General features: G+C 39.1%; 21 protein-coding genes and 1 pseudogene. 7 read left to right on the top strand and 15 right to left on the bottom strand.

The genetic code is table 11. The features are described 5' to 3' along the window. Positions 1-13 precede the first annotated feature (13 nt). The 3 genes from ABJE44_RS07395 to ABJE44_RS07385 form a co-directional block, all read right to left on the bottom strand. Positions 14-2455 (bottom strand): glycogen/starch/alpha-glucan phosphorylase, encoded by a 2442-nt coding sequence (locus ABJE44_RS07395; protein ID WP_348112578.1) that lies wholly within the window; start codon positions 2453-2455, stop codon positions 14-16. 244 nt (positions 2456-2699) lie between these two features. Continuing rightward, complete coding sequence (gene pgm, locus ABJE44_RS07390; RefSeq protein WP_348112408.1) at positions 2700-4352, bottom strand: phosphoglucomutase (alpha-D-glucose-1,6-bisphosphate-dependent); 1653 nt, start codon at positions 4350-4352, stop codon at positions 2700-2702. An 18-nt stretch (positions 4353-4370) separates the two neighbouring features. Next, on the bottom strand, positions 4371-4925 hold the full coding sequence (locus tag ABJE44_RS07385; RefSeq protein WP_348112407.1) for a Negative modulator of initiation of replication: 555 nt from the start codon (positions 4923-4925) through the stop codon (positions 4371-4373). 310 nt (positions 4926-5235) lie between these two features. Between ABJE44_RS07385 and ABJE44_RS07380 the strand changes: the two genes are divergently transcribed. The 4 genes from ABJE44_RS07380 (at position 5236) to ABJE44_RS07365 (ending at position 10985) form a co-directional block, all read left to right on the top strand. Then, positions 5236-6156 carry a MoxR family ATPase gene (locus tag ABJE44_RS07380; RefSeq protein WP_348112406.1) on the top strand — a complete coding sequence of 307 codons (921 nt, stop codon included), beginning with the start codon at positions 5236-5238 and terminating at the stop codon, positions 6154-6156. Between the two features lie 13 nt (positions 6157-6169). Then, complete coding sequence (locus tag ABJE44_RS07375; RefSeq protein WP_348112405.1) at positions 6170-7189, top strand: DUF58 domain-containing protein; 1020 nt, start codon at positions 6170-6172, stop codon at positions 7187-7189. A gap of 3 nt (positions 7190-7192) precedes the next feature. Further along, a complete protein-coding gene (locus ABJE44_RS07370; protein WP_348112404.1) occupies positions 7193-9289 on the top strand; it encodes a transglutaminaseTgpA domain-containing protein in 2097 nt (698 codons plus the stop codon). A 109-nt stretch (positions 9290-9398) separates the two neighbouring features. Next, positions 9399-10985 (top strand): ABC-F family ATPase, encoded by a 1587-nt coding sequence (locus ABJE44_RS07365; RefSeq protein WP_348112403.1) that lies wholly within the window; start codon positions 9399-9401, stop codon positions 10983-10985. A gap of 87 nt (positions 10986-11072) precedes the next feature. Here the strand turns inward: ABJE44_RS07365 and ABJE44_RS07360 are convergent, their stop codons facing one another. Next, entirely contained in the window at positions 11073-11753 is a 681-nt protein-coding gene (locus tag ABJE44_RS07360) for a hypothetical protein (protein ID WP_348120706.1), read from the bottom strand. Positions 11754-11952: 199 nt separating this feature from the next. Beyond that, complete coding sequence (locus ABJE44_RS07355) at positions 11953-12123, bottom strand: hypothetical protein (protein WP_289030729.1); 171 nt, start codon at positions 12121-12123, stop codon at positions 11953-11955. Positions 12124-12514: 391 nt separating this feature from the next. Here ABJE44_RS07355 and ABJE44_RS07350 point away from each other — a divergent pair, with 391 nt between their 5' ends. Continuing rightward, a complete protein-coding gene (locus ABJE44_RS07350) occupies positions 12515-12988 on the top strand; it encodes an NYN domain-containing protein (RefSeq protein ID WP_348112401.1) in 474 nt (157 codons plus the stop codon). 69 nt (positions 12989-13057) lie between these two features. Here the strand turns inward: ABJE44_RS07350 and ABJE44_RS07345 are convergent, their stop codons facing one another. From ABJE44_RS07345 to ABJE44_RS07330, 4 genes are all read right to left on the bottom strand, one after another. Continuing rightward, a complete protein-coding gene (locus ABJE44_RS07345; protein ID WP_348112400.1) occupies positions 13058-14872 on the bottom strand; it encodes a ferrous iron transporter B in 1815 nt (604 codons plus the stop codon). A gap of 80 nt (positions 14873-14952) precedes the next feature. Then, positions 14953-15192: a FeoA family protein gene (locus tag ABJE44_RS07340; RefSeq protein ID WP_348112399.1), complete on the bottom strand. Its 240-nt coding sequence runs from the start codon at positions 15190-15192 to the stop codon at positions 14953-14955. A gap of 86 nt (positions 15193-15278) precedes the next feature. Continuing rightward, a complete protein-coding gene (locus tag ABJE44_RS07335; RefSeq protein ID WP_348112398.1) occupies positions 15279-16622 on the bottom strand; it encodes a 3-deoxy-7-phosphoheptulonate synthase class II in 1344 nt (447 codons plus the stop codon). Between the two features lie 170 nt (positions 16623-16792). Beyond that, complete coding sequence (locus ABJE44_RS07330; RefSeq protein ID WP_348112397.1) at positions 16793-17263, bottom strand: low molecular weight protein-tyrosine-phosphatase; 471 nt, start codon at positions 17261-17263, stop codon at positions 16793-16795. A gap of 236 nt (positions 17264-17499) precedes the next feature. Between ABJE44_RS07330 and pepE the strand changes: the two genes are divergently transcribed. After that, positions 17500-18234 carry a dipeptidase PepE gene (gene pepE / locus ABJE44_RS07325; RefSeq protein ID WP_348112396.1) on the top strand — a complete coding sequence of 245 codons (735 nt, stop codon included), beginning with the start codon at positions 17500-17502 and terminating at the stop codon, positions 18232-18234. Positions 18235-18274: 40 nt separating this feature from the next. Here pepE and bioD read toward each other — a convergent pair whose 3' ends face one another. Genes bioD through bioB form a run of 4 tightly spaced genes read right to left on the bottom strand, consistent with a single transcriptional unit; the run spans position 18275 to position 22139 of the window. Then, positions 18275-18985 (bottom strand): dethiobiotin synthase, encoded by a 711-nt coding sequence (bioD, locus tag ABJE44_RS07320; protein ID WP_348112395.1) that lies wholly within the window; start codon positions 18983-18985, stop codon positions 18275-18277. A 9-nt stretch (positions 18986-18994) separates the two neighbouring features. Next, entirely contained in the window at positions 18995-19834 is an 840-nt protein-coding gene (locus tag ABJE44_RS07315) for a methyltransferase domain-containing protein (RefSeq protein ID WP_348112394.1), read from the bottom strand. Positions 19835-19839: 5 nt separating this feature from the next. Next, positions 19840-21012 carry an 8-amino-7-oxononanoate synthase gene (locus ABJE44_RS07310; RefSeq protein WP_348112393.1) on the bottom strand — a complete coding sequence of 391 codons (1173 nt, stop codon included), beginning with the start codon at positions 21010-21012 and terminating at the stop codon, positions 19840-19842. Further along, positions 21012-22139, bottom strand: coding sequence for a biotin synthase BioB (gene bioB / locus ABJE44_RS07305; protein ID WP_348112392.1), 1128 nt, complete (start codon positions 22137-22139; stop codon positions 21012-21014). The genes ABJE44_RS07310 and bioB overlap by 1 nt, the downstream gene beginning before the upstream one ends. 114 nt (positions 22140-22253) lie before the next feature. On the opposite strand from bioB, the gene bioA reads away from it, so the two are divergent. After that, a complete protein-coding gene (gene bioA / locus ABJE44_RS07300; protein WP_348112391.1) occupies positions 22254-23531 on the top strand; it encodes an adenosylmethionine--8-amino-7-oxononanoate transaminase in 1278 nt (425 codons plus the stop codon). Between the two features lie 25 nt (positions 23532-23556). Here bioA and ABJE44_RS07295 read toward each other — a convergent pair whose 3' ends face one another. Beyond that, positions 23557-23976: a hypothetical protein gene (locus ABJE44_RS07295; RefSeq protein ID WP_348112390.1), complete on the bottom strand. Its 420-nt coding sequence runs from the start codon at positions 23974-23976 to the stop codon at positions 23557-23559. Between the two features lie 244 nt (positions 23977-24220). Next, positions 24221-24965 (bottom strand): annotated as a pseudogene (locus ABJE44_RS07290) (IS3 family transposase); the annotation flags it as partial. Positions 24966-25107 lie beyond the last annotated feature (142 nt).

Below are 25107 nucleotides of genomic sequence, written 5' to 3'. Positions count from 1 at the left end.
TAACGACTTAAACTTATTCAACAGCACACGGGGTTAACTTCCAAATTTTATCCACATAGTCTTCAACGGATCTATCCGAGGTAAACTTTCCCATACGTGCGGTATTTAATATTGCCATTTTTGCCCATGTTTCTTTATCGCCATATACGGCGTCAACTTTAATTTGAGCTTGTGAGTATGATTCAAAGTCAGCTAGAACTTTGTAAGGATCACCTCCCGTCAACAAACTCTGTTTAAGACTAGCTAGCACTCCAGGCTTGCCTGGAGTGAAATAATCAGAGTCTAACCAATCTAATACTATTTTTAATTCTTTACTTTTCTCATAATGTTCATATGGGTTGTATCCTTTAGCATCTAAATCTTTTACTTCATCTACCGTTAACCCAAAAATGAAAATATTATCAGCACCTACTTCTTCAGCTATTTCAATATTCGCCCCATCTAAGGTGCCAACAGTTAATGCCCCATTTAGTGACAACTTCATGTTACCCGTGCCTGATGCTTCTTTTCCCGCAGTTGAAATTTGTTCTGACACATCCGCGGCGGGGATGACTTTCTCAGCTAAACTAACGCGATAATTAGGCAAAAAAACAACTTTAATTTTGTTATTTATTCGAACATCGTTATTCACTTTTTCAGCAATTTGATTAATTGCGTAAATAATATCTTTTGCGAGCTTGTATCCAGGAGCGGCTTTAGCGCCGAAAATAAATACTCTAGAATGCATCTCATATTCAGGGTTTTCTAATAATCTATGATACAAGGCCATAATATGCAGCAAGTTTAAATGCTGACGCTTATATTCGTGTAAACGTTTAATTTGAACGTCAAATATAGCGTTTGGATCGACTTCAATCCCAGTTAAATTAAAAATCTCCTTTGTCAGAATAACTTTATTCTCAAACTTAATTTTCATAAATTGTTTTTGAAATCTTTGATTCTCTGCATACTTGGTTAATTCTCCAAGTTTCTCTAGATGTAACGGCCAATCATCTCCAATACTTTTATCTATTAGCGCTGACAGTTTTGGATTACAAGCCTTCAGCCATCTACGAGGTGTAATGCCATTAGTGACATTAGTTAGCTTAGTTGGCCATAATTCATTAAATTCTGGGAAGAGGTTTTTCTTTACTAAAGCCGAGTGAATTTCAGCCACGCCATTCACAGCAAAAGAACCTATCACTGATAAATTTCCCATACGTATCATTTTATCGTGACCTTCTTCTATCACAGATAATTTTCGTTTTTTAGCATCATCACCAGGCCACAAAGACTCCACTTCCATCATAAAACGGTGATTAATTTCATAAATAATCTCTAGGTGCCGGGGCAGGATTTTCTCAATCATTCTGGCAGGCCATTTTTCAAGCGCTTCAGGCAACAGTGTGTGGTTAGTGTAAGCAAAGGTTTTAGTACAAATGCCCCAAGCAGCATCCCAATCGAGCTTAGCTCTATCTACTAAGATACGCATTAACTCAGGTATAGCTATAGCTGGGTGAGTGTCATTTAATTGAATAACAACCTGGCTCGAAAAACGTTTCCAATCGTCCCCATTGGCGCGTTTATAGCGACGAATAATGTCTTTAAGGGAGCATGCGCTGAAAAAGTACTGTTGAATTAAACGTAGCTGTTTACCTGCTTCAGTTTCGTCATTAGGATATAAAACCTTAGATATGGTTTCAGCTTGCACCCTTTCTTTCTGGGCATCGACATATCCACCCGCATTAAATACATCCCAATTAAAATAATTAGAGGCTTGGCTTTGCCATAATCTGAGTACATTTACTGTCTTACCTCCATAGCCAACAATGGGTATATCCCAAGGTAAGCCTTTGACTATAAAGCTTGGGTGCCATTCTTTTTCAATTTGCCCATCGACACCATATTTAGTTTCAACATATCCACCTAATGATATTTCCTGAATAGACTCGGGGCGGCAGATTTCCCATGGGTTACCATAATCACGCCAACTATCTGGACGCTCTATTTGTTTACCCTTGATTATTTCTTGGCGAAACAATCCATTTTCATAATGCAATCCATAACCGATAGCTGGGAGATCCAGAGTGGCTAAGGAATCTATAAAACATGCAGCTAAACGCCCTAACCCACCATTACCTAGCGCCATATCAGATTCTTCTTCCATGATATCAGTAATGTTAACCCCTAACTCTCGCAATGCCATATCGGTGCGTTCAAATAACCCAAGGTTATGGAGGTTGTTTGACATCAAGCGACCCATTAAGAACTCAGCAGAAAAGTAATGAACTGCACGGGTATCATTGAAGTAATGGCTTTTTTGAGTTTTACGAAGTTGCTCTAAGACTTGCTCTTGAACAGCAGCACAGGTTGCCTTCCACCACGCATGATTATTAGCTTTGTTTTCGTCTGTTCCAAGTGAACAATGTAGGTGACGTACAATGGCATCTTTAATGGTTTTCTTACTAAGATGCATGGTTTTGATTGTTTTTTGGGGCTTGGCTAACATTTGCGACCTCATTAAAAAATAAGCAGTTTTATCTAGTTAGATTTTCATCTTGTTAAAATTGAGGCAAGACAAGTACAGGATAAAATTCAGTGACCTAGTTTTAACAGGAATTCTGAGGAATATATATTAAAAAAATGTTAAAAAAACAAAACCGCGCCTAATGAATCATCACCAAGCGCGGCCTAATACGTTTCATTAACTGTTTTTCAGGTCACACGCTTGCAGATTTAAATACACTTTCAACCAAACTCTGAGCTTCTTTAACTAACAAAGATAAATGCTCTTCACCATTAAAGCTCTCAGCGTAAATTTTATAGATTTCTTCTGTACCGGAGGGGCGAGCAGCAAACCAGCCATTTTCAGTACTGACCTTAACTCCTCCAATTGCTGCATTATTACCAGGCGCATGAGTCTGAATATTGGTAATCGCTTCTCCAGCCAACTCTTTTGACTGAATGACACTTTTATCCATTTTACTCAATACTTGTTTTTGGGCATGGGTCGCAGCGACATCAATACGTGTATAGACAGGTGCCGAGAATTTCTCTGTAAGGGCTTGATAATGCTCTCCAGGATCTTTACCTGTAACTGCAATAATTTCAGCCGCCAATAAACAAAGAATGATTCCGTCCTTATCCGTAGCCCATGGCTTACCATTACGGCGTAAGAAAATACCACCAGCGCTTTCTTCACCTGCAAAGCCGATTTCACTACTTAACAACCCCTGTACGAACCATTTAAAACCTACAGGCATTTCAGCAATTTCTTTACCTAAACCTTTAACTACACGGTCAATCATACTGCTTGATACTAATGTTTTACCCACTTTAATATTCTCAGGCCACTGAGTTCGGTGTTGATACAAATATTGGATTGCTACCGCTAAATAGTGATTAGGATTCATCAGACCGCTTTTACGAGTTACGATGCCATGACGGTCAAAATCTGGATCATTGCCAAAAGCCACATCAAACTTATCTTTTAAATCAATTAAGCCTGCCATTGCATAAGGCGATGAACAATCCATTCTAATTTTACCGTCTTTATCACGGCGCATAAATCCAAACTGTTGGTCCACATTACGGTTAACAACTTCGATATTTAAACCGTACTTTTCGGCTATTCTATCCCAGTACCCAAGCCCAGCACCTCCTAAGGGATCGGTTCCTAACACTAAACCAGCATTTTTAATGGCTTCCATATCAATGACTTCGCCTAGTTGAGCAATGTAATTCTCTGCAAAATCGATTTCTTTTACAGAGTCAGACACATACGCATCACTAAGACTAATGCGCTTAACATCCATCAAATCATTGCCAATGATTTCATTAGCACGTTGTTGGATAATATTGGTGACATCGCTATCTGCTGGCCCACCGTGTGGTGGATTATATTTAAAACCTCCATCTTCAGGAGGATTGTGTGAAGGTGTTATCACCACACCATCGCCTATCAACTCAGCGTCACTAGCATTAAATTCTAATATGGCATGTGAAATAACCGGTGTCGGTGTATACCCTCGGTTTTCTTGAACCACTAGAGACACACCATTAGCAGCAAATACCTCAACTGCTGTAGAAAACGCAGCTTCAGATAGGGCATGTGTATCCATACCCATAAATAACGGCCCAGTAATCCCTTGTTCTAATCGAAACTCCGCCAAAGCCTGACAAATAGCAGCAATATGGGCATCGTTAAACGTGCACAATAACGAACTACCACGGTGTCCAGACGTTCCAAAAGAAACCGCTTGGGTGCTATCGCCTTTAGTGGGTCTATCGGTGTAATAAGCGCTTGTTAATTTTGCGACGTTAACTAACTGTTGCTTTGATGCGGGTTTTCCAGCTTCAGGGTGCAGAGCCATAATGATCCTTATATATTGTTATATGTGTTCAGGTGCAAAAACTGCTATTAGACGTTCGATTTGAGGTCCATCAAATCCCATAGTATGTGCTACTTCCTTTAGCATATTGATCTTTTTCACGGTATTGTTATTAGTAATGACCCAATACTCAGAACCGGGAACATTTTTAGGGTTAGTACTGCTGCCCGTTGCCAATAAGGTTTCTTTACTTGTAGCAAAATACGTTCTATTTCGCCCGCTCATACCCAATACTTTACTAAACAATCCTTGATGATGTTTATGAATAATAGATAAAACTAATAACCATCGCTCAACCATTTTGGGTATTGCTTCAAGTTGTTGTCCTTGTAACTCCTCAAATACTGCCATTGCTTGACATTGTCCTTGTGAAAGTTCAGCACTTGGAACATCTAGTGGCGCAACATTATCTGCTTCTGTAACATTTATTGATGAAGGCTTGCTATCACTTGGCATAACAAGACGCCTTAAAATATCTGAAGCGCTTTCACCTATATCTTGGGTTTGAGAAGCGATGAAATGGTATAAATCATCATCTATCTGAATACTTTTCATTAATTTCTTTTTAATTAATACAACATAATAAGTAATTATACGGATTGGTACGATCAATTCACCGATTAATTTCGGAGCTGTTTATCTTTCATGAATATTTCACAGCGAGCTGTGCAGTATTTATACAATGAAGCGCGAGTGATGTGTAGTTGTTCTACATGAATAAGTGCTGAGGTAGTAGAGGTATTGCTCAAACGTTGCCCGAAAGATAAACAGCCCCTAATCTCATACCCAAGTATCAGTATAATAATCTGAAAACTCATTTACTTAGGCTAGAATAATGTCACTTAGTTAACCAAGTATAATCCCCATGAACGAAAACCCATTATCAAATGCAACTAACACTATTAGCCAAGTTCTTATTGGTAAACCAAAACAGGTACAGCTTGCATTAACTTGCTTGATTGCAGATGGCCATTTGTTAATTGAAGACCTTCCTGGAATGGGGAAAACCACCCTATCCCATACCCTCGCGATGGTATTAGGTTTGCAATATTCTCGCATTCAATTTACTTCAGATTTATTACCCGCAGACATGTTAGGTATTAATATTTTTGACAACAAAGAACAAGAATTTCGTTTTCATCCTGGACCTGTTTTTAGCCAATTAGTACTAGCTGATGAAATTAATCGTGCTAGTCCTAAAACACAAAGTGCTTTGCTTGAAGCCATGGAAGAAGGGCAAGTTAGCTTAGATGGCAAAACCCACCTTTTACCAAAACCATTCTTTGTAATAGGAACACAAAATCCACAACATCAATCGGGCACCTACCCATTACCAGAATCACAGTTAGACCGATTTTTAATGCGTATTCAACTAGGCTACCCAAATAAAGAAGCGGAGAAAAGCATGTTGACTGCACAGATTGGTGATAACAAAGCAATTATAAAACCTGTAATGCCCCTTAATCACTTTATTCAAGCTCAAAAGTCTGCAACCCAGGTTCATGCCTCTGATGAGCTACTGAATTACATTTTAGCCCTGGTCACCCATAGCCGTGAAAGCAATCAATTTGCAAACCCTTTATCTCCCAGAGCGACAAAAGCACTATTAAGTGCCGCAAAAGCCTGGGCCTATTTAAATAATAGGGATTATTTAATTCCTGAAGACGTTCAAGCCGTATTACCTTCCGTCGCAGAACATAGGCTTCGCAGTGCTTCTAGTGATTTCAGCACCCAAGGTAGCTTGAGTCAGATGCTATTAGAAGCGATTGACCCTATCGCCCTTTAGTTGCGATTGAACTATGTCGATAATCCAAAAACAAATTAATAGATGGTTAGACAAGCGTATTCCAACGGCTAATCAATATCAGTTAAATCATAAAAATATATTTATTCTCCCCTCTAAATTTGGCGCATTATTTCTAGGACTTTGTGGATTATTATTTTTACTTGGTACCAATTATCAAAATAACTTGATGTTGTTACTTTGCTATTTTTTAGTATCCATATTTTTGGTTAGCCTTTTGGCAAGTTATATAAATTTTGCGAAAATCCACCTTCAAATGGGGAAAACCTCAGAAGTGTTTGTAGGAGATAATTTACACTTTCCAATGTGGTTAAATGCAGACCAAAAGACTCTCCAGCCCAATGGCTTAATTAACTTCAAATTCAAATCAGACAAAATAAAAATTAATATTGGTAAGAGTTTATCCAGTAATGGCAATCAAATAGACGGAAATAATTTTACAAACCCAGTAACGTTAAACCTACTTTGCCCCAAAAGGGGCAAAATAAATTTATCTCGAGTTTCCGTTGAATGTTTTTACCCACTGGGCTTGTATCGTTGTTGGACCCACCTATCCTTCCCACATAATATAATCGTTTTTCCTAAACCTATACCTTGCGATATAGCGTTAGCAGAAAAAAGTCTGAATGAATCTGGAGAATCGGGCAAAACTTGCCAACAATCATTAGGGCAAGAAGACTTTTCACATTTAAAAAGTTATCAATTAGGTGAACCTTTAAATCATGTGGCGTGGAAACAATTGGCGAAAGGCAGGGGCATGGTGAGTAAACAATTTGCTTCTGAAGAAAGTCAAATTGGCTGGCTTAGTTTACAGCATACTGCCGCTTCAGTGGGTTTATCACAAGCTGATATGTTAGAAACCAAACTGGGTAAGCTATGTTACCAAGTAGCTGAATTAAGTAGGAAAAATCAAGTGTTTGGGTTGGACTTGGGGAACACTAAAATCGCTCCGAGTTCAGGAATGGACCACCGCCAAAGTTGTTTAATCGCATTAGCGACTTATGGTGAGGATTAATACGTGATTAAAGCTCACCGCCCCAATAAACAGCTTGCTACAAAGCATTCAGTAAAAAGCATCACTTTGCTTATTCTCGCCTTTGAATTGGTGTTAGTTAGCCTGAGCCTATATGAATCCGTATTTACCTGGGTAATGTTAATCATTGGCTGTAGTGGTGTTATCAGAGCCATAATTTACTTTCAATATTACAAACACCTTCCCACCATACGCACCTTGAATTTATTAGCAGTACTGAGCATTTTAGGGCTTACCTACTCTAGCTTTAACGAAAGTTTGTTATTGATTATGGTTAACTTACTAGTGTTAGCTTGTGCCTTAAAGCTTATGCAGGCTAGAAGTCAAAGAGACGTTTATCAATTAGTTAGTAGTTTATTTTTTGTAATTGGCTGTGGATTCATTTTTAACCAGTCAATTGGCTTTTATGTTTTTTATACCCTCTTGAGCCTAACTTTATTAATTAGTCTAGCTTGTTTCCAAGCTCCAAGCCTGTCAATACAAAGACAATGTAAAACAGTACTAAAACTCAGTTTACAAGCCTTACCTATTAGTATTTTATTGTTTTTAGTTTTACCGCACCTGCCTCCTTTATGGCAAGTTCCTACATCAAAGAGTTTTGAAACTGGTCTAGCAGATAATATTACGCCAGGTGATATAGCTCAGTTGTCCCAATCGAGTGACCTCGCATTTAGAGCAACCTTTCAAGGGCCAGTACCAGAGCCTAAAGATAGATACTGGCGCGCCATTGTCATGGAAGAGTTTGATGGCAAAACTTGGCGCACAGCGCCATTACGTAAAAAGATACAAGAACAATTAAAGCGCCAGAACAAAGAATTTTCACCTGCTGTGACAGGGTCATATACTGAATACGATATAATGGTAGAACCCACCCATCAAAACTGGCTATTCGCATTAGATCTCGCTACTCCTAATAATTCAAAAAGTGCTAATGAGATTTGGCAAAGTTCAAACTATCAGTTGATTAGCAACCAAACATTACTCAGTAAATATGAATATTCGGTGCGGTCTTATCCACAAGCTATGGCTAACCAAAGATTTACCCAGATTGACCAGCGCCTCAATCTAGACGTTCCAGTGTCAGGCAATAACAAGACCCAAAGCTGGGTGGCCTTCCAAAGAAAGTCAAACCCATCTGATGATGATTTCATTCAAGCAGTATTAAGGTACTTTACCCAGCAACCTTTCGTTTATACGCTACGCCCTAAATTAATGTTGAGCGATCCTATTGATACCTTCTTGTTTGAAAATCAAGCTGGATTTTGCAGCCATTATGCGAGTGCGTTTGCATATATGTTACGTTTGGGAAATATTCCTGCTCGAGTAGTAACCGGCTATCAAGGGGGAGAGCTAGTTAAAGAAAACAACCAAGCACCCTATTTAAGTATCTATCAGTATGATGCCCATGCTTGGGTTGAAGCATGGACAGAACAACGAGGCTGGCAACGATTCGATCCCACAGCGTTAGTTGCCCCAGAGCGAATTGAATTTGGTTTACAACAGGCCATGCAAAACGAAGGAAGCTTTTTGGCTGACTCTCCATTTTCTTTGGCCCGCATGTCAAATGTAGCCTGGCTCAATAATCTTAGGTTGTTTCTGGCAGACTTAGATTACGACTGGAGCCGTTTTGTATTGGGCTTTGACGACACAAAACAAAAGGATTTATTTAAGCTTATTTTAGGAAAAGTAACGCCAGACAGGTTGTCGCTTCTAGGGTTAGGTATTATTAGCTTAGTTGCCTTATTACTTTGTTTGTTTTTTTTACCCCATTGGTTAAAAAATAGAATGGACACAACACAAAGGCTGTATTTTAAAGCTCTAGATGTATTCGAAAGTGCCGGCACTATACGCCCAAATTGGCAGGCTCCTTTAAGCTTTAGTGAAGACATTCAACAACAATATCCTGCTACCATTAGTAATCATTTTAATCAGATCACTCAACTTTATCTGCGGATACAATATCAAGATACCAATAAACACAAACATTCTGTTTTAAATACCAAGCGCACCCACAAACTAATGCGTAATCACTTACAAAAACTCAAAAAAGAAATAATAAAAAATAATAAAAGCCCCCTTTAGTTTAATCGCTAGCCAATTAATTTTATGGCATAATTTGCGCCGAATTTTACTGGCTGCCTAGTTAATAGACAGTACCCAATCCATAAACATTATTTATAGAGAATCGAACGTGCTTACCACTGCTAATATCACAATACAATTTGGCGCAAAGCCTTTATTCGAAAACGTATCTGCCAAATTTGGTAATGGTAATAAATACGGCCTAATTGGGGCAAATGGCTGTGGTAAGTCAACTTTTATGAAAATAATTGGTGGGGATTTAGAAGCAACAGCTGGAAATGTATCAGTCGACCCTGGAGAGCGAATTGGTAAACTCAAACAAGATCAGTTTGCCTATGAAGAATATAGCGTTATCGATACAGTTGTAATGGGACACAATGAATTATGGGCAGTAAAGTCCGAACGAGACGCTATATACGCTAACCCTGAAATGACTGAAGAAGATGGTATTCGCGTAGCAGATTTAGAATCCGAGTTTGCAGAAATGGACGGCTACACCGCAGAATCAAGAGCTGGTGAATTATTAATTGGTGTCGGCATTCCAGTTGAGCAACACTTTGGCCCCATGAGTGAAATTGCCCCAGGTTGGAAATTAAGAGTACTACTTGCTCAAGTTTTGTTTTCTGACCCCGACATTATGCTGCTAGATGAGCCTACGAATAACTTGGATATAAACACAATACGTTGGTTAGAAACCGTATTAAACGAACGCAATTGTACTATGATCATAATTTCCCATGATAGGCACTTCTTAAACTCTGTATGTACTCATATGGCAGATATAGATTACGGTGAAATACGCTTGTTCCCAGGTAATTATGACGAGTATATGACGGCATCAACTCAAGCTCGCGAGCGTTTATTATCAGACAACGCTAAGAAAAAAGCCCAAATATCAGAACTTAAAGCCTTCGTTAGTCGCTTCTCTGCAAATGCTTCAAAATCAAAACAAGCCACCTCTAGAGCTAGACAAATAGATAAAATTCAATTAGACGAAGTGAAGCCTTCTAGCCGCCAAAGCCCATTTATTCGATTTGAAGAATCTAAAAAATTACATCGCTTAGCATTAGAGGTTGAAGGCTTAGCAAAGCGTTATGATGAAGAATTGTACAAAGACCTAGACCTTATGGTTGAAGTTGGAGAACGGGTGGCTGTCATTGGTCCTAACGGTGTAGGTAAAACAACATTACTAAAATGTTTAGTGGGTGACACTGAACTCACCGCGGGAACACTCAAGTGGTCAGAGAATGCAAATATTGGATACTATGCCCAAGATCACGCAGAAGATTTTGAAGAAGACAAAACATTGATGGATTGGATGTATCAATGGGCCCAAGAAGGGGATGATGAACAAGTGATGCGCGGTACCTTAGGGCGCTTATTATTTTCCCAAAACGATATCCATAAATCCGTAAAAGTGATTTCTGGTGGAGAACAAGGCCGTATGTTATTTGGTAAATTAATGCTGCAAAAGCCAAACATATTAGTTATGGATGAACCCACTAACCACTTAGATATGGAATCTATTGAGTCACTTAACTTAGCACTAGAAAACTATAAAGGTACCTTGGTATTTGTAAGTCACGATAGAGAGTTTGTATCCTCTCTAGCAACTCGCATTATAGATATTCAACCTGACGGTATAGTAGACTTTAAAGGCGATTACGAAAGTTACTTGGCCAGCCAAGGTATGTAATACTAATACATTAGTAACTACGCCCACCTTTTAAATCAGATATCAAAAAAGCATCCATACAAGGGATGCTTTTTTAATAGAGTCCATTTAACTGTTATTGCTCTCGATAGACTTAAGTAGCCAATTTCGCATCATTGCTAAAATACCTATACCTAAAAATAACATACCTAGAGGCTCTGGTATTTTAGTAAGCATCTGAGAAGTAAATACTAGATAAACTGCATTATTATTCCAAACATTATCTATAGAATCCCAGTAAGGTATTGCTGAATCTAAGTATTGTATCCTATTACGATCAGCACCACCCAAGCTAGTGTTAGATGTGTTTGATTGCTGTAACTGGTGATAGCTCAACAAATCAGAAAACAAGTTTGTTTTATCGTCTGCCTCTGCGATTACATTAACCGTCTCTTTGTTACTGTGCTTTGCACTGTATGACAATGAAAAACCATCAACTTCGTCACCTTCAAATTCAAAGACCTTAGAAATTAAATAAGGTGATTGTCGGTTCCCATAAATATCTAGTCTAGAATTTTGGCTACCAACATTAACAGAACTTGGTTTGAATGAATGCCCAAAATCTAAGCTAGAGTCGCCTGAAGGGGTCCTAACATTTGAATTAAACCAAGTCCATGAGGTGCTAGCTCTTCCAAAATTTTCAAAACTTACATTTGAAATTAAGTTTGTAGAAGCTAGAGCACTAGTAGAAAGATTTATGATTAAAAGCACACTAAATAGCTTGAGCACATACATAGTTAAAGCTGCCATAAAATTAATAGTTTACAGCTTCAGTATGAGTTGAAAGGTCTTTAAGAAAAAGTGCTTACAGGTATAGCGCTTGATACAAATGTATTAAGGATGCCTTAAGTACTAGGTTTAATGTTAAAAAAGAATCAATCATGTGGACAGGGAGTACATAATAAAAAAGCCACTTAACAATGTGTTAGGTGGCTTAGTATATTTATGGTTAGTGGATTTGAAGTAACCAGTCTACGAATAATCTAGCTTCCGAGGTATTCGAAAATGTATTCGTTTGTTGCCCTGATACGTCGGCAAACACCACTTTTTGTTTATTTACAGATATGTTGTGCACTGGGCACTCCACACGGATCTGCGTTCCGTTATATGTATATGACATAATAAAACTCACTATAAAATGCTAAGCGCATATTTTAAAATAAGCCCATTACAGTTTTGACGATAACTAAAATTTTACATTTTACTGCGCACTCGTATAAAACTTCACTGAGTGCCTAATATTGAATATTTCGTCGAACAATAATTCAGCTTGTTATTGTGATTATTTAGTTTCTAGTCTAAATATCACGTTTTTAATGTTGGCTGACTGGATCAAAGAAAGACATAACATCGAAGGTTTGCATAGAGAGAGGTCAACAAACCGACAACCAAGTTAACCTGTTTTCATTTACTACGCAACTATTTATTAGACCTTTTAGTCAACTATTCGTGAAATTTTTCACTCACAAGCTGTTATTATTATCTAAACCTTCAAATATAGAGGCCTAAATTTGCAACGTATTGCTATTTTTGTAGATGTACAAAATATTTACTACACCACCCGCCAAGCGTACGGAAAACAATTTAACTACCGACGTTTTTGGCAACACTTAAACCATCAAGGTAATATTATTGTCGCTAACGCTTACGCCATAGACAAAGGCGATCAACAACAGCAAAAATTTCAAAGTGCCCTTAAACATATTGGTTTTGATGTAAAGCTTAAACCCTATATACAGCGCAGCGATGGCTCAGCAAAAGGTGACTGGGATGTAGGAATTGCAATAGATGTATTAGAGGCAGCAGAAAATGTAGACACTATCGTCTTACTATCTGGGGATGGAGATTTTGATTTATTACTAAAAAAAGTAAATGAAAAATATGATTGCCAAACTGAAGTGTACGGTGTCCCAGAGCTAACTGCGAATTCACTAATAAATGCTTGCCAAACATTCTTCAAGATAGATGAACATCTATTGCTTTAGTATCTTTAACACTTGTTAACATATCTAAAATAGCGGTGTGGCCTTACGCCACATCGCTAACCTTTATATTTATATTAAACTTGCGGCTAACCAAGCTAGGCAATATGCCAACACACCATAGGCAACAAATAATCCCCAGGCTATCTTTCTACTTCCTGTTTCGCCTTTTAAGGTGGCAACTGTGGCAACGCACTGCAGGGCTACAACATAAAACAACATTAAGCCAATACCTGCCCCTAGAGTTAGCCCATCAGCTTGAATATTAGCGGCAAGACCAGAGATATTTTCGTCAGCTCCTTCAATTCCAAATAATGTCCCTAGAGCTCCAACAAATACTTCTCGCGCTAAAAAAGAAACGAGAATAGCAACACCATAACGCCAATCGAGACCAAGAGGCTCAAATATAGGCTCTATCCAATGACCTAACATAGCTAAATACGACGACTGCAATACCCCGTTTTCTGGAAAATAGCCCAAAAACCAAATAACAACAGAGACCATAAAAATGACAGGACCGGCTCGTCTAATAAACTGTTTTGCACTAGTTAAAATTCTGTGTCCCAAGGGCTTCCAATGAGGTAAGCGGTAAGTGGGTAACTCTAAAACAAACGGCATTTCAGCTTTATCTTTATCAACGTCAGTTAATTTGGTCAGTAATGTACTGACTAGTAGTGCGGTTAGGATCCCAATAAAATACAGTATAAAAAATGTAATACCCTGTAAATTCACCAACCCACCAAAATATTGTGTATCGGGAATTAACACAGCAATTAACAAGGCGTACACGGGCAAACGAGCTGAACATGACATTAAAGGAATAGTCATCATAGTGATCAACCTTTTACGAGGTGACTCTATTGTTCTAGCAGCCATTATGGCCGGTATAGCACAGGCATGTCCGGATAAGTAAGGAATAAAACTTCTGCCCGACAACCCAAAGTAACTTAAGGGTTTATGACATATTAATGCTGCTCTGGCTAAATAACCCGAGTCCTCCAAAAGCCCTATAACAAACGTTAGTACCATGATTTGTGGTACAAAGACTAAGAATGACCCTACTCCACCAAATAAAGCATCGGTAACAAAATCATTCACCACGCCATCAGGCAAAAAGTTACTGACTTTAACGGAACTTTCAGCCAGTGCCATTTCTACAAAGTCCATTAGTGGGCTTGCCCATGTAAATATACTTTGAAATAGCAAAAACATGATGGCCAAGAATATTACTCCGCCCATCAGGTTATTTAATAAAAACCCATCGATTCGGTTTTGCTTTTTTAAGACGACATCCGCTTTGACGCCATAGCGTTTAGATAAGGTACGGCTGATTTCCAATACAGATGATTTGTCTTCGGTATGAAGTAAAGGTAGAAAATCTTGTGGACGTTTTGCTGCATCAATTAACGCTAGCTTAAATTCGTGTAATCCAATAAGTGTTTTTGCCGAGAGTGCAAATACCGCGCACCCTAGATCAGTGGCTAATTTTTCAGTATCAATTTCGTGCCCGAACCGCTGCACTTCATCAATCATATTCAAGGCAAATATAATACCTTTGTTATGTTGAAGGGCTAAGTCTCTGACTTGTAAGCCAAACACCAAACTACTTTCTAATCGAGTCGCGTCCAAATTACAAACCACAAGAGACGTTTCATCACTGAGCATGGCTTCGTGAAGTTTTTCAATTGCCAGTTCTTCATCTCTAGACAAACTTTTTAAAGAATAAGTACCAGGGAAATCAACCAATTTATACTGGTCAAACGTACCGCTTTTTAATTCGACAGTTACGCCAGGAAAGTTTGCTACTTTTTGTCGTAGCCCTGTTAACTGATTAAAGAGGAGACTTTTACCTGAGTTGGGTTTTCCAACCAAGATGATATTTTTCATTGAACGCCTTCACAAAAGAAAGTGTGATACAGAGACAGCCTAAGGGGTGGACTAAAGTAGAAATAAAACCTAATAAAAAATTAACTAGCGCTAATATTGATACGGTTAGCTATATCTTGCTCTAACGAATAAACGCAATCGCCCAACTGTAAAACTAATGGGCCTTTAAATGGACTACGTCTTAAGCACTGAATATCTTGGCCTGACGAAAACCCCATTTCACTTAAACGTCTTTGAACCGAAGGCGTTAGAGTTGGATCTAATCCATCAACCTTAGCAACTTGCTTCTTTTTAATGTCCCAAAGAGTTAATTGACTCATACTAAGTATCACAAATAGAAATCATTATTATTTATAACATTAGCACAGTGGGAGTGCAATCAGTTACACCCCACAAAGCTAGATTTTTAGTTTGTTCTCAGGTGATCGGCAACCAAAAATGCCATTTCTAAAACTTGGTCAGCATTTAAGCGAGGATCACATTGTGTCTTGTATGCTTCTGCTAGGTCATCATCACCAATTTGATATGCGCCACCAGTACATTCAGTCACGTGCTGGCCAGTCATTTCTAAATGAATACCACCTGCATGTGTGCCTTCAGCTTTATGAGCCGCAAAGAATTGTTGAATTTCTTTAAGAATGGCATCGAAGTTTCTAGTTTTGTAACCACTCGAGGCTTTAAACGTGTTGCCATGCATAGGATCTGAGCTCCACACAACTTTACGCCCTTCTTGCTTCACTCTGCGTAATAGCTTAGGCAGGTTAGCTTCTAGATTATCAGCCCCCATGCGCGTGATTAAGGTCAAACGGCCTGCTTCATTGTTGGGGTTTAATGCATCGATTAATTGGATTAATTCATCTTCTTGCATGCTTGGCCCAACTTTTACACCAATTGGGTTATGAATACCACGGAAGAACTCTAAGTGAGCATGGTCCAACTGACGAGTACGTTCACCAATCCAAAGCATATGTGCTGAACAGTTGTACCAATTACCCGTCAAGGTATCCACTCTAGTTAGGGCTTGCTCATAATTTAGTAACAAAGCTTCATGCGACGTGAATAGACTGGTTTCATGCAATGTGGGGGTATTTGTAGAATTAATCCCCATCACATTCATAAACTCTAATGAATCCTGGATTCGCTTAGCGAGATCTTGATAACGACTTTTCAAAGGGTTATTTTCAACAAACGCCATATTCCAACGATTGACTTCATGTAAATCGGCTAGTCCACCTTGCGAGAAAGCACGCAACAAATTCAAAGTAGAAGCACCGCGATGATAGGCTTCTATCATACGCTCTGGATCGGGTTGCCTTGCCGCTTCTGTAAACTCAAAGCTATTGATAATATCACCACGGTAGCTCGGTAAAGATACGCCGTTAATGGTTTCAAAATCACCAGAACGAGGCTTGGCGTATTGCCCTGCCATACGTGCTACTTTAGTGACCGGACAACGACCTGCATAAGTAAGGACAATGGCCATTTGTAAAATAACTTTAAAAGTATCGCGAATTTTTGGCGCATTAAATTCATCAAATGACTCAGCACAATCACCACCTTGCAACAAAAAGCCTTTGCCTTCAGCTACGTTTCCTAATTGACTAAATAAGTCTCGAGTTTCTGCAGCAAACACTAAAGGGGGATACGTTTTTAATTTGCCTTCAACGTCTTGTAGGTGCTGTTTATTTTGATAGGTAGGTTGTTGTAAAATTGGCTTTGAACGCCAACTATCTGGTTGCCACTGACTCACGATTTTTCCTCGTAAAATTAGGTTAAATGATGTAACAATTTTTAATGACTTTGTTAACCATCATATATGGGGTGCAGAACATAGTGGGTATAACGCTAAATAGCAATATATAAGCACAGTATTTTGCAACATTTCTATTTTAAATAATAGGAAATACTAGGCTTTGCCCATTATTTACTTTTAATATGTTGTATTAGCCCCGTTGAAGCTAATTCAATCAAATCTAACACGTATTCAAAACCTCTTTTGCCACCGTAGTAAGGGTCTGGGACCTGGTCTTCTTCACTTTGAGCATAATTAAGAAAAAGCTCAACTTTACCCTCATACCCTTCTGGGCAGACTGCTAAAAGATTTGCAATGTTTTCTTTGTCCATACCCAGTATGTAATCAAACTTTTCAAAGTCTTGTTTCGCCACTTTACGACAGTTAATCCCTTCAAAACTGTATCCACGTTGAATACCCACGCTTTGTGAACGTTTATCTGGGGATGCGCCAGTGTGATAGCCAGCCGTACCAGCTGAATCGATAATTAAATCTAACCCCGCTTCTAAAGCTTTCTTTTTAAACACAGCTTCAGCACTTGGTGAACGGCATATATTTCCTAAACAAACAAACAGTACTGAGATTTTCTTACCTTGCATGTATCTCACATTGATTTTGAATAAACTTGCTCGATATTTTAACGAGATAGCTTAGTGAGTCTATAGCTAGAAGGTGAATAGATTGAAACACACGTTAAAAATTGATGAGTATTGCAAAGTAGAACCTAGTTTACCTATTGCCCCTATTGGTTTTGAGTAACGTGACATAGGCAACGCAGCAGATATAATGCTGGACAATTCAATACATACTTAACAACAACAGTGAGTAAAATAAAATGAAAGTGTTAATGCTAAGTAGCTCTCGTACAGCTGACGAAAGTTACTTGAGTCATGCTCTACCCATGATTGACCTGCATATATTAACAGTTAAAGAGATACTGTTTATTCCTTATGCGGGTGTAACGCTAAGCTGGGATGATTACACCCAAAAAGTTCAGGACGCACTCCCCCACCTAACAATTTCTGGTATTCATGAGTATCCTAATGCAAAAGAAGCGATTAATAATGCTAAAGCCATTTTTGTAGGAGGAGGCAATACGTTTAATCTTTTATCGCAACTTTATAAGCAAGATATTTTAACTGATATACAACAAAGTGTTAAACAAGGTACACCTTATGTTGGCTGGAGTGCTGGCTCTAATATATGTGGCAACAGTATACGCACGACTAACGATATGCCTATAATTCAGCCGCCAAGTTTTGACGGGTTGAATTTTGTCCCGTTTCAGTTAAACCCACATTACACAGACTACCAACCACCAGGCCACAATGGTGAAACACGAGCACAACGAATTGAAGAGTTTTGTACTCTCAACCCTAAAATGCCTGTCATCGGCATTCGTGAAGGCAGTGCATTGCTGTTACAAGATAAGCAACTAACACTAAAAGGTGAGCTAGAAAGTGTGGTGTTTGAACTCAACCAGACAGGCGAAGTTGGGGTAACAGCAATAAGCCAGAATGTGCTCAAGCCAGGTCAAGATATCAGTCAGTATTTACAGGTAAAACGTTAAAACGGGTACTTGGTCGTACCCTTTTTGTCACCACTAAAATTTATAGACCTAGTAAGGCTAAATCAATATATTCAGGTGCATCATCTGGTTTATCAAGGGTAGGCACCGCTCCTAAAAATGGCGCATCAATCAAAGTTTTTAAGCTATCTATATTTTCGCTTAACATTGCCATATTGGGATCAATTTGGTTTGCTACCCAGCCGACTATTTTTAGGCCATCTTGTTGTATAGACTCTGCAGTCAATACTGCGTGGTTAAGACAACCTAATCGCATTCCAACCACCAAAATAACAGCTAAATTACGCTCAATAACAAACTCTGATAAGTATCTTGGCTTGCCATCATAATGTGAGCTAACAGGTAAGCGCCAGCCCCCTGCCCCCTCCACAATAAGTACATCGGGTTGCTTTGCTATCAAATGTAAAAAACCTTCACGAACACGATCGAGTGAGATTAGAGCTTGTGCATCATCTGCTGCTAAGTGCGGCGCAATAGGAGGCTCAAGAGCTATCGGGTTAACCTCATCGTAGCTCAAGGCTAAACTTGCGTTAGACAAAAGGGCCATTGCATCTTCGTTGCGTAGTCCACTATCTGTTCGCTCACATCCTGCAGCTATAGGCTTATAAGCAGCGGTTTTATATTGCTTGCCGGCCAAAGCTTTAAGCAAAGCGGTACCAATAAATGTTTTCCCTACTTCGGTATCGGTTCCTGTTATAAAAAAGGCACGACTATTAGATGATAAATTCCCCATACATACTCCTTAAGGCTTAATACATTGCAAAAAGCACACTTCATAAGTCAGCGGAAGCTGAGAATTCTTAGAATATTTATGCTTATAAGTAACCTCTAAGTTTCTGATGGTGTCACGACTAAGAGGTTTATTGATTTTATGTGTACTTTTATTAGGCGCAACTCGTTCACTATTTAATGATAAGACAACATTAGCACCAATCGATTTAATTGAGCCTAAGAGCTGTCGCACATTTTGGTGCCATGTCACATACTTTTTATTGTTAACACTAACCAATAGCCCCTGCTCCGTAGCAGCCTGACGCCAATTATCTGCCGTTTTAAAATCATTAGTATGACGCTGCTCATCAATTTCAAGCCAACTATCGTTTAACTCATAAAACGAGCCTGCACACATAATGGCTAATATTGCAGTAGCCTTGGGCTTCATCACTCGACTTATTTCAGACAAAACTTTTGTTTCATCCTTACACCACTGTAACGCCATAGATGAAAACACTAAATCAATTGATTCATTAGACAAAGGCAAATGCTCTGCGTCACCTTGCAACCACTGAATAAACTGACGTCTAGCCAAGTTGTCATCAGTTGCATTATTTTTTTGGGCATACTCAAGCATCCCAAAAGCTAAATCCATAGCGAACAACTTATTACATTTTTTGGCTAATTGTTGACTAATGCGGCCAGTACCACACCCTATATCTAGACCCAAACCATTAATATTGGGCAGCAAATTTAAACCATCAAAGGCAATATCTAATTGGACATCCGCAGCAGTATTGTAGGTATGAGCCGCTCGGCTAAACTGTTTTGCTATTCTAGCTTTATAATTAGCAGGCAAACTAATCATCTGATTCAAGACAGTAATGTCAATTGTAAAGCGTCAACCAATGCATAAATATCCCTTTCATCATGAGCTGCGCTTAAGGTTAAACGTAGTCTATCTGTATGCTTTGGCACTGTAGGGTAGCGAATCGCAGTCACCCAAATTCCCAAGTCTTTTAATCGCCCACTTGCCGCTACCGCTTTTTCTGGACACCCTATAAATACTGGTTGAATAGCGGTATCTGAGGGCATTAATGTTATACCTGCTTTATCTGCCAAGGCTTTGAACAACTCAATTCTTTCCTTTAATACTTGGCGACGCTCATGTCCAAGCTTTGCTTGTAAACTCATTAGAGTTGCATAGGCTTGTGCTGCTGGCATTGAAGTACTGTATATATAATGACGAGAATAATTAATCAGGTAGTTAATTAAGTCCTCACTTCCCGCTACAAAAGCCCCCGCGGTGCCAATAGCTTTACCAAAAGTCCCCATCAAAATAGGCACTTGTTGTTGAGAAAAATTAAATACTTCGACGACTCCTAGACCATTGTCACCTAATGTCCCAAAACCATGGGCATCATCCACCATAAGCCAAGTAGACTCAGTATTAATTATTGGAACAATATCAGTCAGTGGAGCGTGATCGCCATCCATACTAAATATCCCCTCAGTCGCAACTAAGGTATTTTCTGTATTGCTTTTGCTAAGTAACTCCTGAAGATGAGATGCGTCGTTATGCTTAAAACGGCTAAATTTAGCACTTACCCCTTGAGCGCCTTCAACAAAAGAAGCATGCATAAGCTTGTCAGCAATAATCATGTCTGGATTTTTTTGATGGGTGTGGCCAAATAATCCCTGACAAATAGCTTGATTGGCTGAAAACCCAGAATTGAATAACAACACGCTCTCTCGATTTAAGCGTTCTGCAAGGTATGTTTCAAGGGCCTGGTGGGCATTGGTGTAACCAGTGACTAAAGGTGAAGCCCCGCTACCAGCACCAAACTCTGCTAGACCATCGGCCCAGGCTTGCATTACAACAGTAGAGCGACGCATAGCCAAATAGTCATTACTTGAAAAGTTTATATAATGCTTACCTTCGACTTGGATCATGGGCCCATTCGCAGATTCAACCACTTGTCTACGACGCAACAAGCCATCTTGGCTTCGGGTTTTCAATGCTTCAGATATAAATTTAAATGCCATTAGTTGTTGACTGTTTCTGCTTGCTTTAACGTTGCGTCATAGAATAAGTTATCAGCCATATTTTTGCCTGATCTATCATCTATTTCCTCTAACAATGCGGCCTCATGAGCCTCATCTGAGTACTCCCGAGTTTGTTTTGAGTTAATACCGAGCTTATTAAATAGCATGACATCTTCATGGGTATCAGGATTCGAGGTAGTCAATAATTTACACCCATAAAAAATGGAGTTTGCCCCAGCCATGAAACACATAGCCTGCATCTGTTCATTCATGGCTTCACGACCAGCAGATAGACGTACATAAGATTTTGGCATCATTATTCTGGCAACGGCTATGGTTCGTATAAATTCAAAATAATCAAGGTCTTCGACATTTTCCATTGGTGTGCCTTTTACCTTAACCAACATATTAATAGGTACACTTTCCGGATGATGATCTAAGTTCGCTAACTGGGTCAACAAGCCCGCACGGTCATCAGATGTCTCACCCATGCCAACGATTCCGCCAGAACACACATTCATACCTGCTTCTCTTACATTATCGAGTGTGTCTAATCTATCTTGATAAGTTCGTGTAGTGATAATATCCCCATAAAACTCTGGAGAAGTATCTAAATTATGATTGTAATAATCCAGTCCAGCTTGTTTTAATGCAACAGCTTGCTCTGTGGTCAACATGCCTAATGTCATGCATGTTTCTAATCCTAGTTTTTTAACTTCTTTGACCATATCAGTGACATAAGGCATATCTCTGTCTTTTGGATTACGCCATGCTGCTCCCATACAAAAACGTGTAGAACCCGCAGCTTTGGCTTCTTTTGCTCGTTGAATGACCTTGTCTATTTCAAGTAAACGTTCTTTCTCCAGCCCGGTATCGTAACGGGCACTTTGGGGGCAATATTTACAATCTTCAGGGCAGGCACCTGTTTTTATAGATAACAGAGTACTAACTTGTACTTGGTTTGGGTCAAAGTGCTTTCGGTGAACTATTTGAGCCTGAAACATTAAGTCGTTAAAAGGCATATCAAACAAATCATTCACCTCTTTAATTGTCCAATCATGACGAGGAGCTGCAATAGCATCAGAAGGTGATAGAGATGATGTACTTAAACTTGGTGACGTAGACATAATTGAACCTATAGAATATTCTAACTTTACACTGCTAAATGTGGCGCTTAGTCTATGTGTCGCAGCCCCATTGTCAACCACATTTAAATTCAAAACTTTACAAGCGAATAAAAATTGAACAAATCAGATTTATCTTTTGACCAAGAACATATTTGGCACCCCTACACATCGGCTATCAATCCGCTTCCTTGTTTTCCTGTAACAAAGGCTGAGGGCGTTTTTATACATTTATCGAGTGGCGAAAAATTAGTTGATGGTGTTTCTTCATGGTGGACAGCCATACATGGCTACAATCACCCTTTGCTAAATACGGCACTAAAAACTCAAGTGGACGACTTTTCGCATGTAATGTTTGGCGGTCTTACCCACCAGCCAGCCGTTGATTTGTGCCGTACCTTAATCGATATCACCCCAATGGGATTAGATAGAGTATTTTTAGCAGACTCTGGCTCAGTATCTGTAGAGGTGGCAATGAAAATGGCGTTGCAGTTTTGGGCCTGTCAAGGCAATAACCATAAGCATAAATTTATTACTCCTCGTAACGGGTATCATGGCGATACCTTTGCCGCTATGTCGGTTTGCGACCCCATCAACGGTATGCACAGCTTATTTTCTGACGCCTTATCGCAACAAATTTTTGCTCCGGCACCGCAGACTCGATTTGATAAACCTTGGAATGAAGACGATATAAAGCCACTGGAACAACTCATTTCTAGCCATCACAATGAATTAGCGGCGCTTATTATTGAACCTATAGTGCAAAATGCAGGTGGAATGCGTATCTATCATCCCGAGTATTTAAAGCGCTGTAGACAGTTATGTGATGATTACAATATCCTTTTAATTTGTGACGAAATAGCCACAGGATTTGGCAGAACAGGCAAGTTATTCGCCTGTGAGCATGCTGATATTAGCCCTGATATTATGTGTTTAGGCAAAGCACTTACTGGTGGATACATAACGCTAGCCGCCACATTATGCTCAGAAGATGTGGCTCAAGGAGTTTGTCAAGACGAGCCAGGAGTATTTATGCACGGCCCAACTTTTATGGGTAACGCTTTAGCGTGTGCAGTAGCCAATGCAAGTTTATCCATAATTCAAAAAGGGGATTGGCAGCAACAGGTCGCTAATATTGAGCAACAACTACAAGAAGAGCTTACACGCTGTATAACACTAGAAGCCGTAGCTGATGTGAGAGTTTTAGGGGCTATCGGTGTAGTTGAAACTAAAACGATAGTTGATGTGGCAAAGCTTCAAAAAGAATTTGTGAAACAAGGAGTCTGGATACGCCCTTTTGGCAAACTAGTTTACATTATGCCACCCTATATAATTACTCAAGGGCAGTTACGCCAGCTAACAACAAGTATCTATGAGGTACTCAATGCAAGCTGACTGTTAGAATAATTAAGGTTAAGAGTTAAAGCTTTATATGAACCGCCATTAAGCTCTGCTCCCCGACAACCTCAGCGGTGTGGCCATGAATATTTGGATTAAACTCTTCGTTTGATTGCAAGCAGTCTTTTGCAATAAAAAGATCACCTGCGCTGAAATGGCGCTGCTCACCTGAGCGCAATCCTAAACTTAATGTCCCAGAACGAATAATTATCATGGTGGCATCCCCAGCCATATGCCAATCAGTAAAATAACCCGGTTCACTGACCCGGTGCCGAAAATTTTGCGCAGTCATTCGAGGGGAAATAATCAACCCATTGTAATCTTCAATTGAAATGGCCTCATCTTTAAATTTCGAAGATCCTGTGTGCCCAGATAGTTCGTCAATAGGTGAAAATAAAGTAGTGATAATGAGCTCTTTTGTAGAATCCAATTGTTCTGTCATTGACGCTATACCCTTATGTCTATTTATGCCATTTTGGCTAAAAATGTAAACTGTAACAAACTCAAAATTTTTTAAGTCTAAAAAGCACTTCTCTTATTCGCCTAACCTATAGTTTAAACCTAAAAAGTAATTAATATCAGTAACTAACTGTACATATAAATGAAAAATCAAGTCGTTTTAAAATAATAAGAAACACGTGAAGTTTACTCAAAATTTTTTAGCACCACTGTTCTGCACAAGTAATTCAGAACACTTTTCTTAAGAGATTTTGCCCATACTCTACTGGTGACAGATCATCATTAGTTGTATAAAGCAGCTCTAAATTGTAATAACGCATGTACGCTGTCACATCATTTTTCATGTGCTCACTAGTTGACTGCGTTTTTTTCAATAGCCAATCGTATTTTAAACTGCCAAAAAATCGTTCAACAACAGCATTGTCCCAGTACGCCCACACATCATCCATACTTTCTCTCACGCTATAGCTATTCAATAACTTTCGATATTGCTTACTGGTATATTGTGAGCCTATATCGGAGTGAAATACCGACCCTTCTGGAGACTAACTTAAGTTATACGCTTTCATCATAGCTTTACTGGCCAAGTCTGTCGTCATGGGTTTATCAATAGCCCCCGACAATGCCACGAGAATATAAATCCATAACAATAGCTAGATACATCCAGCCCATATTTGGTTCGGTGCAATAGGATTGAAGTTTTGGTTGAGTAGATTATCAGACACCGCATCACTGTACTTTCTCTTAGTTGTGATCCTGTAGGCAACTCGCTGAGTCCCCTTAGGTTAAGCTTAAAAGAAGCTTTTGAACCCCATAACTGCTCACATTAAAGCCCTCTGTGCATAACCGTTTATATAACGCTCGGTAACCTAAGCTATTTTTTCTTTGCTCGAACAAAGCTTTGACTCTACGATATAAATGCAGCTGCTCTGCTGTAATCAATTTATCTGTTTGTTTTAACCAAGCATAAAATGCCTAATTGTTCTGCTTCAAACTTGAATTTTCAGTTATAAAGTAACTTATCTGTAATACCTAAATATTTAGACGATGAAATATTATTCGTTAATTTTGCATATTAATTCGTACCAAAGTAACATCGCGCCACTTAACAAAT

Origin of the sequence: Paraglaciecola sp. (assembly GCF_039942875.1) — a bacterium.
GTDB lineage: Bacteria > Pseudomonadota > Gammaproteobacteria > Enterobacterales > Alteromonadaceae > Paraglaciecola.
This window is presented reverse-complemented; position numbering and strand designations above follow the sequence as displayed.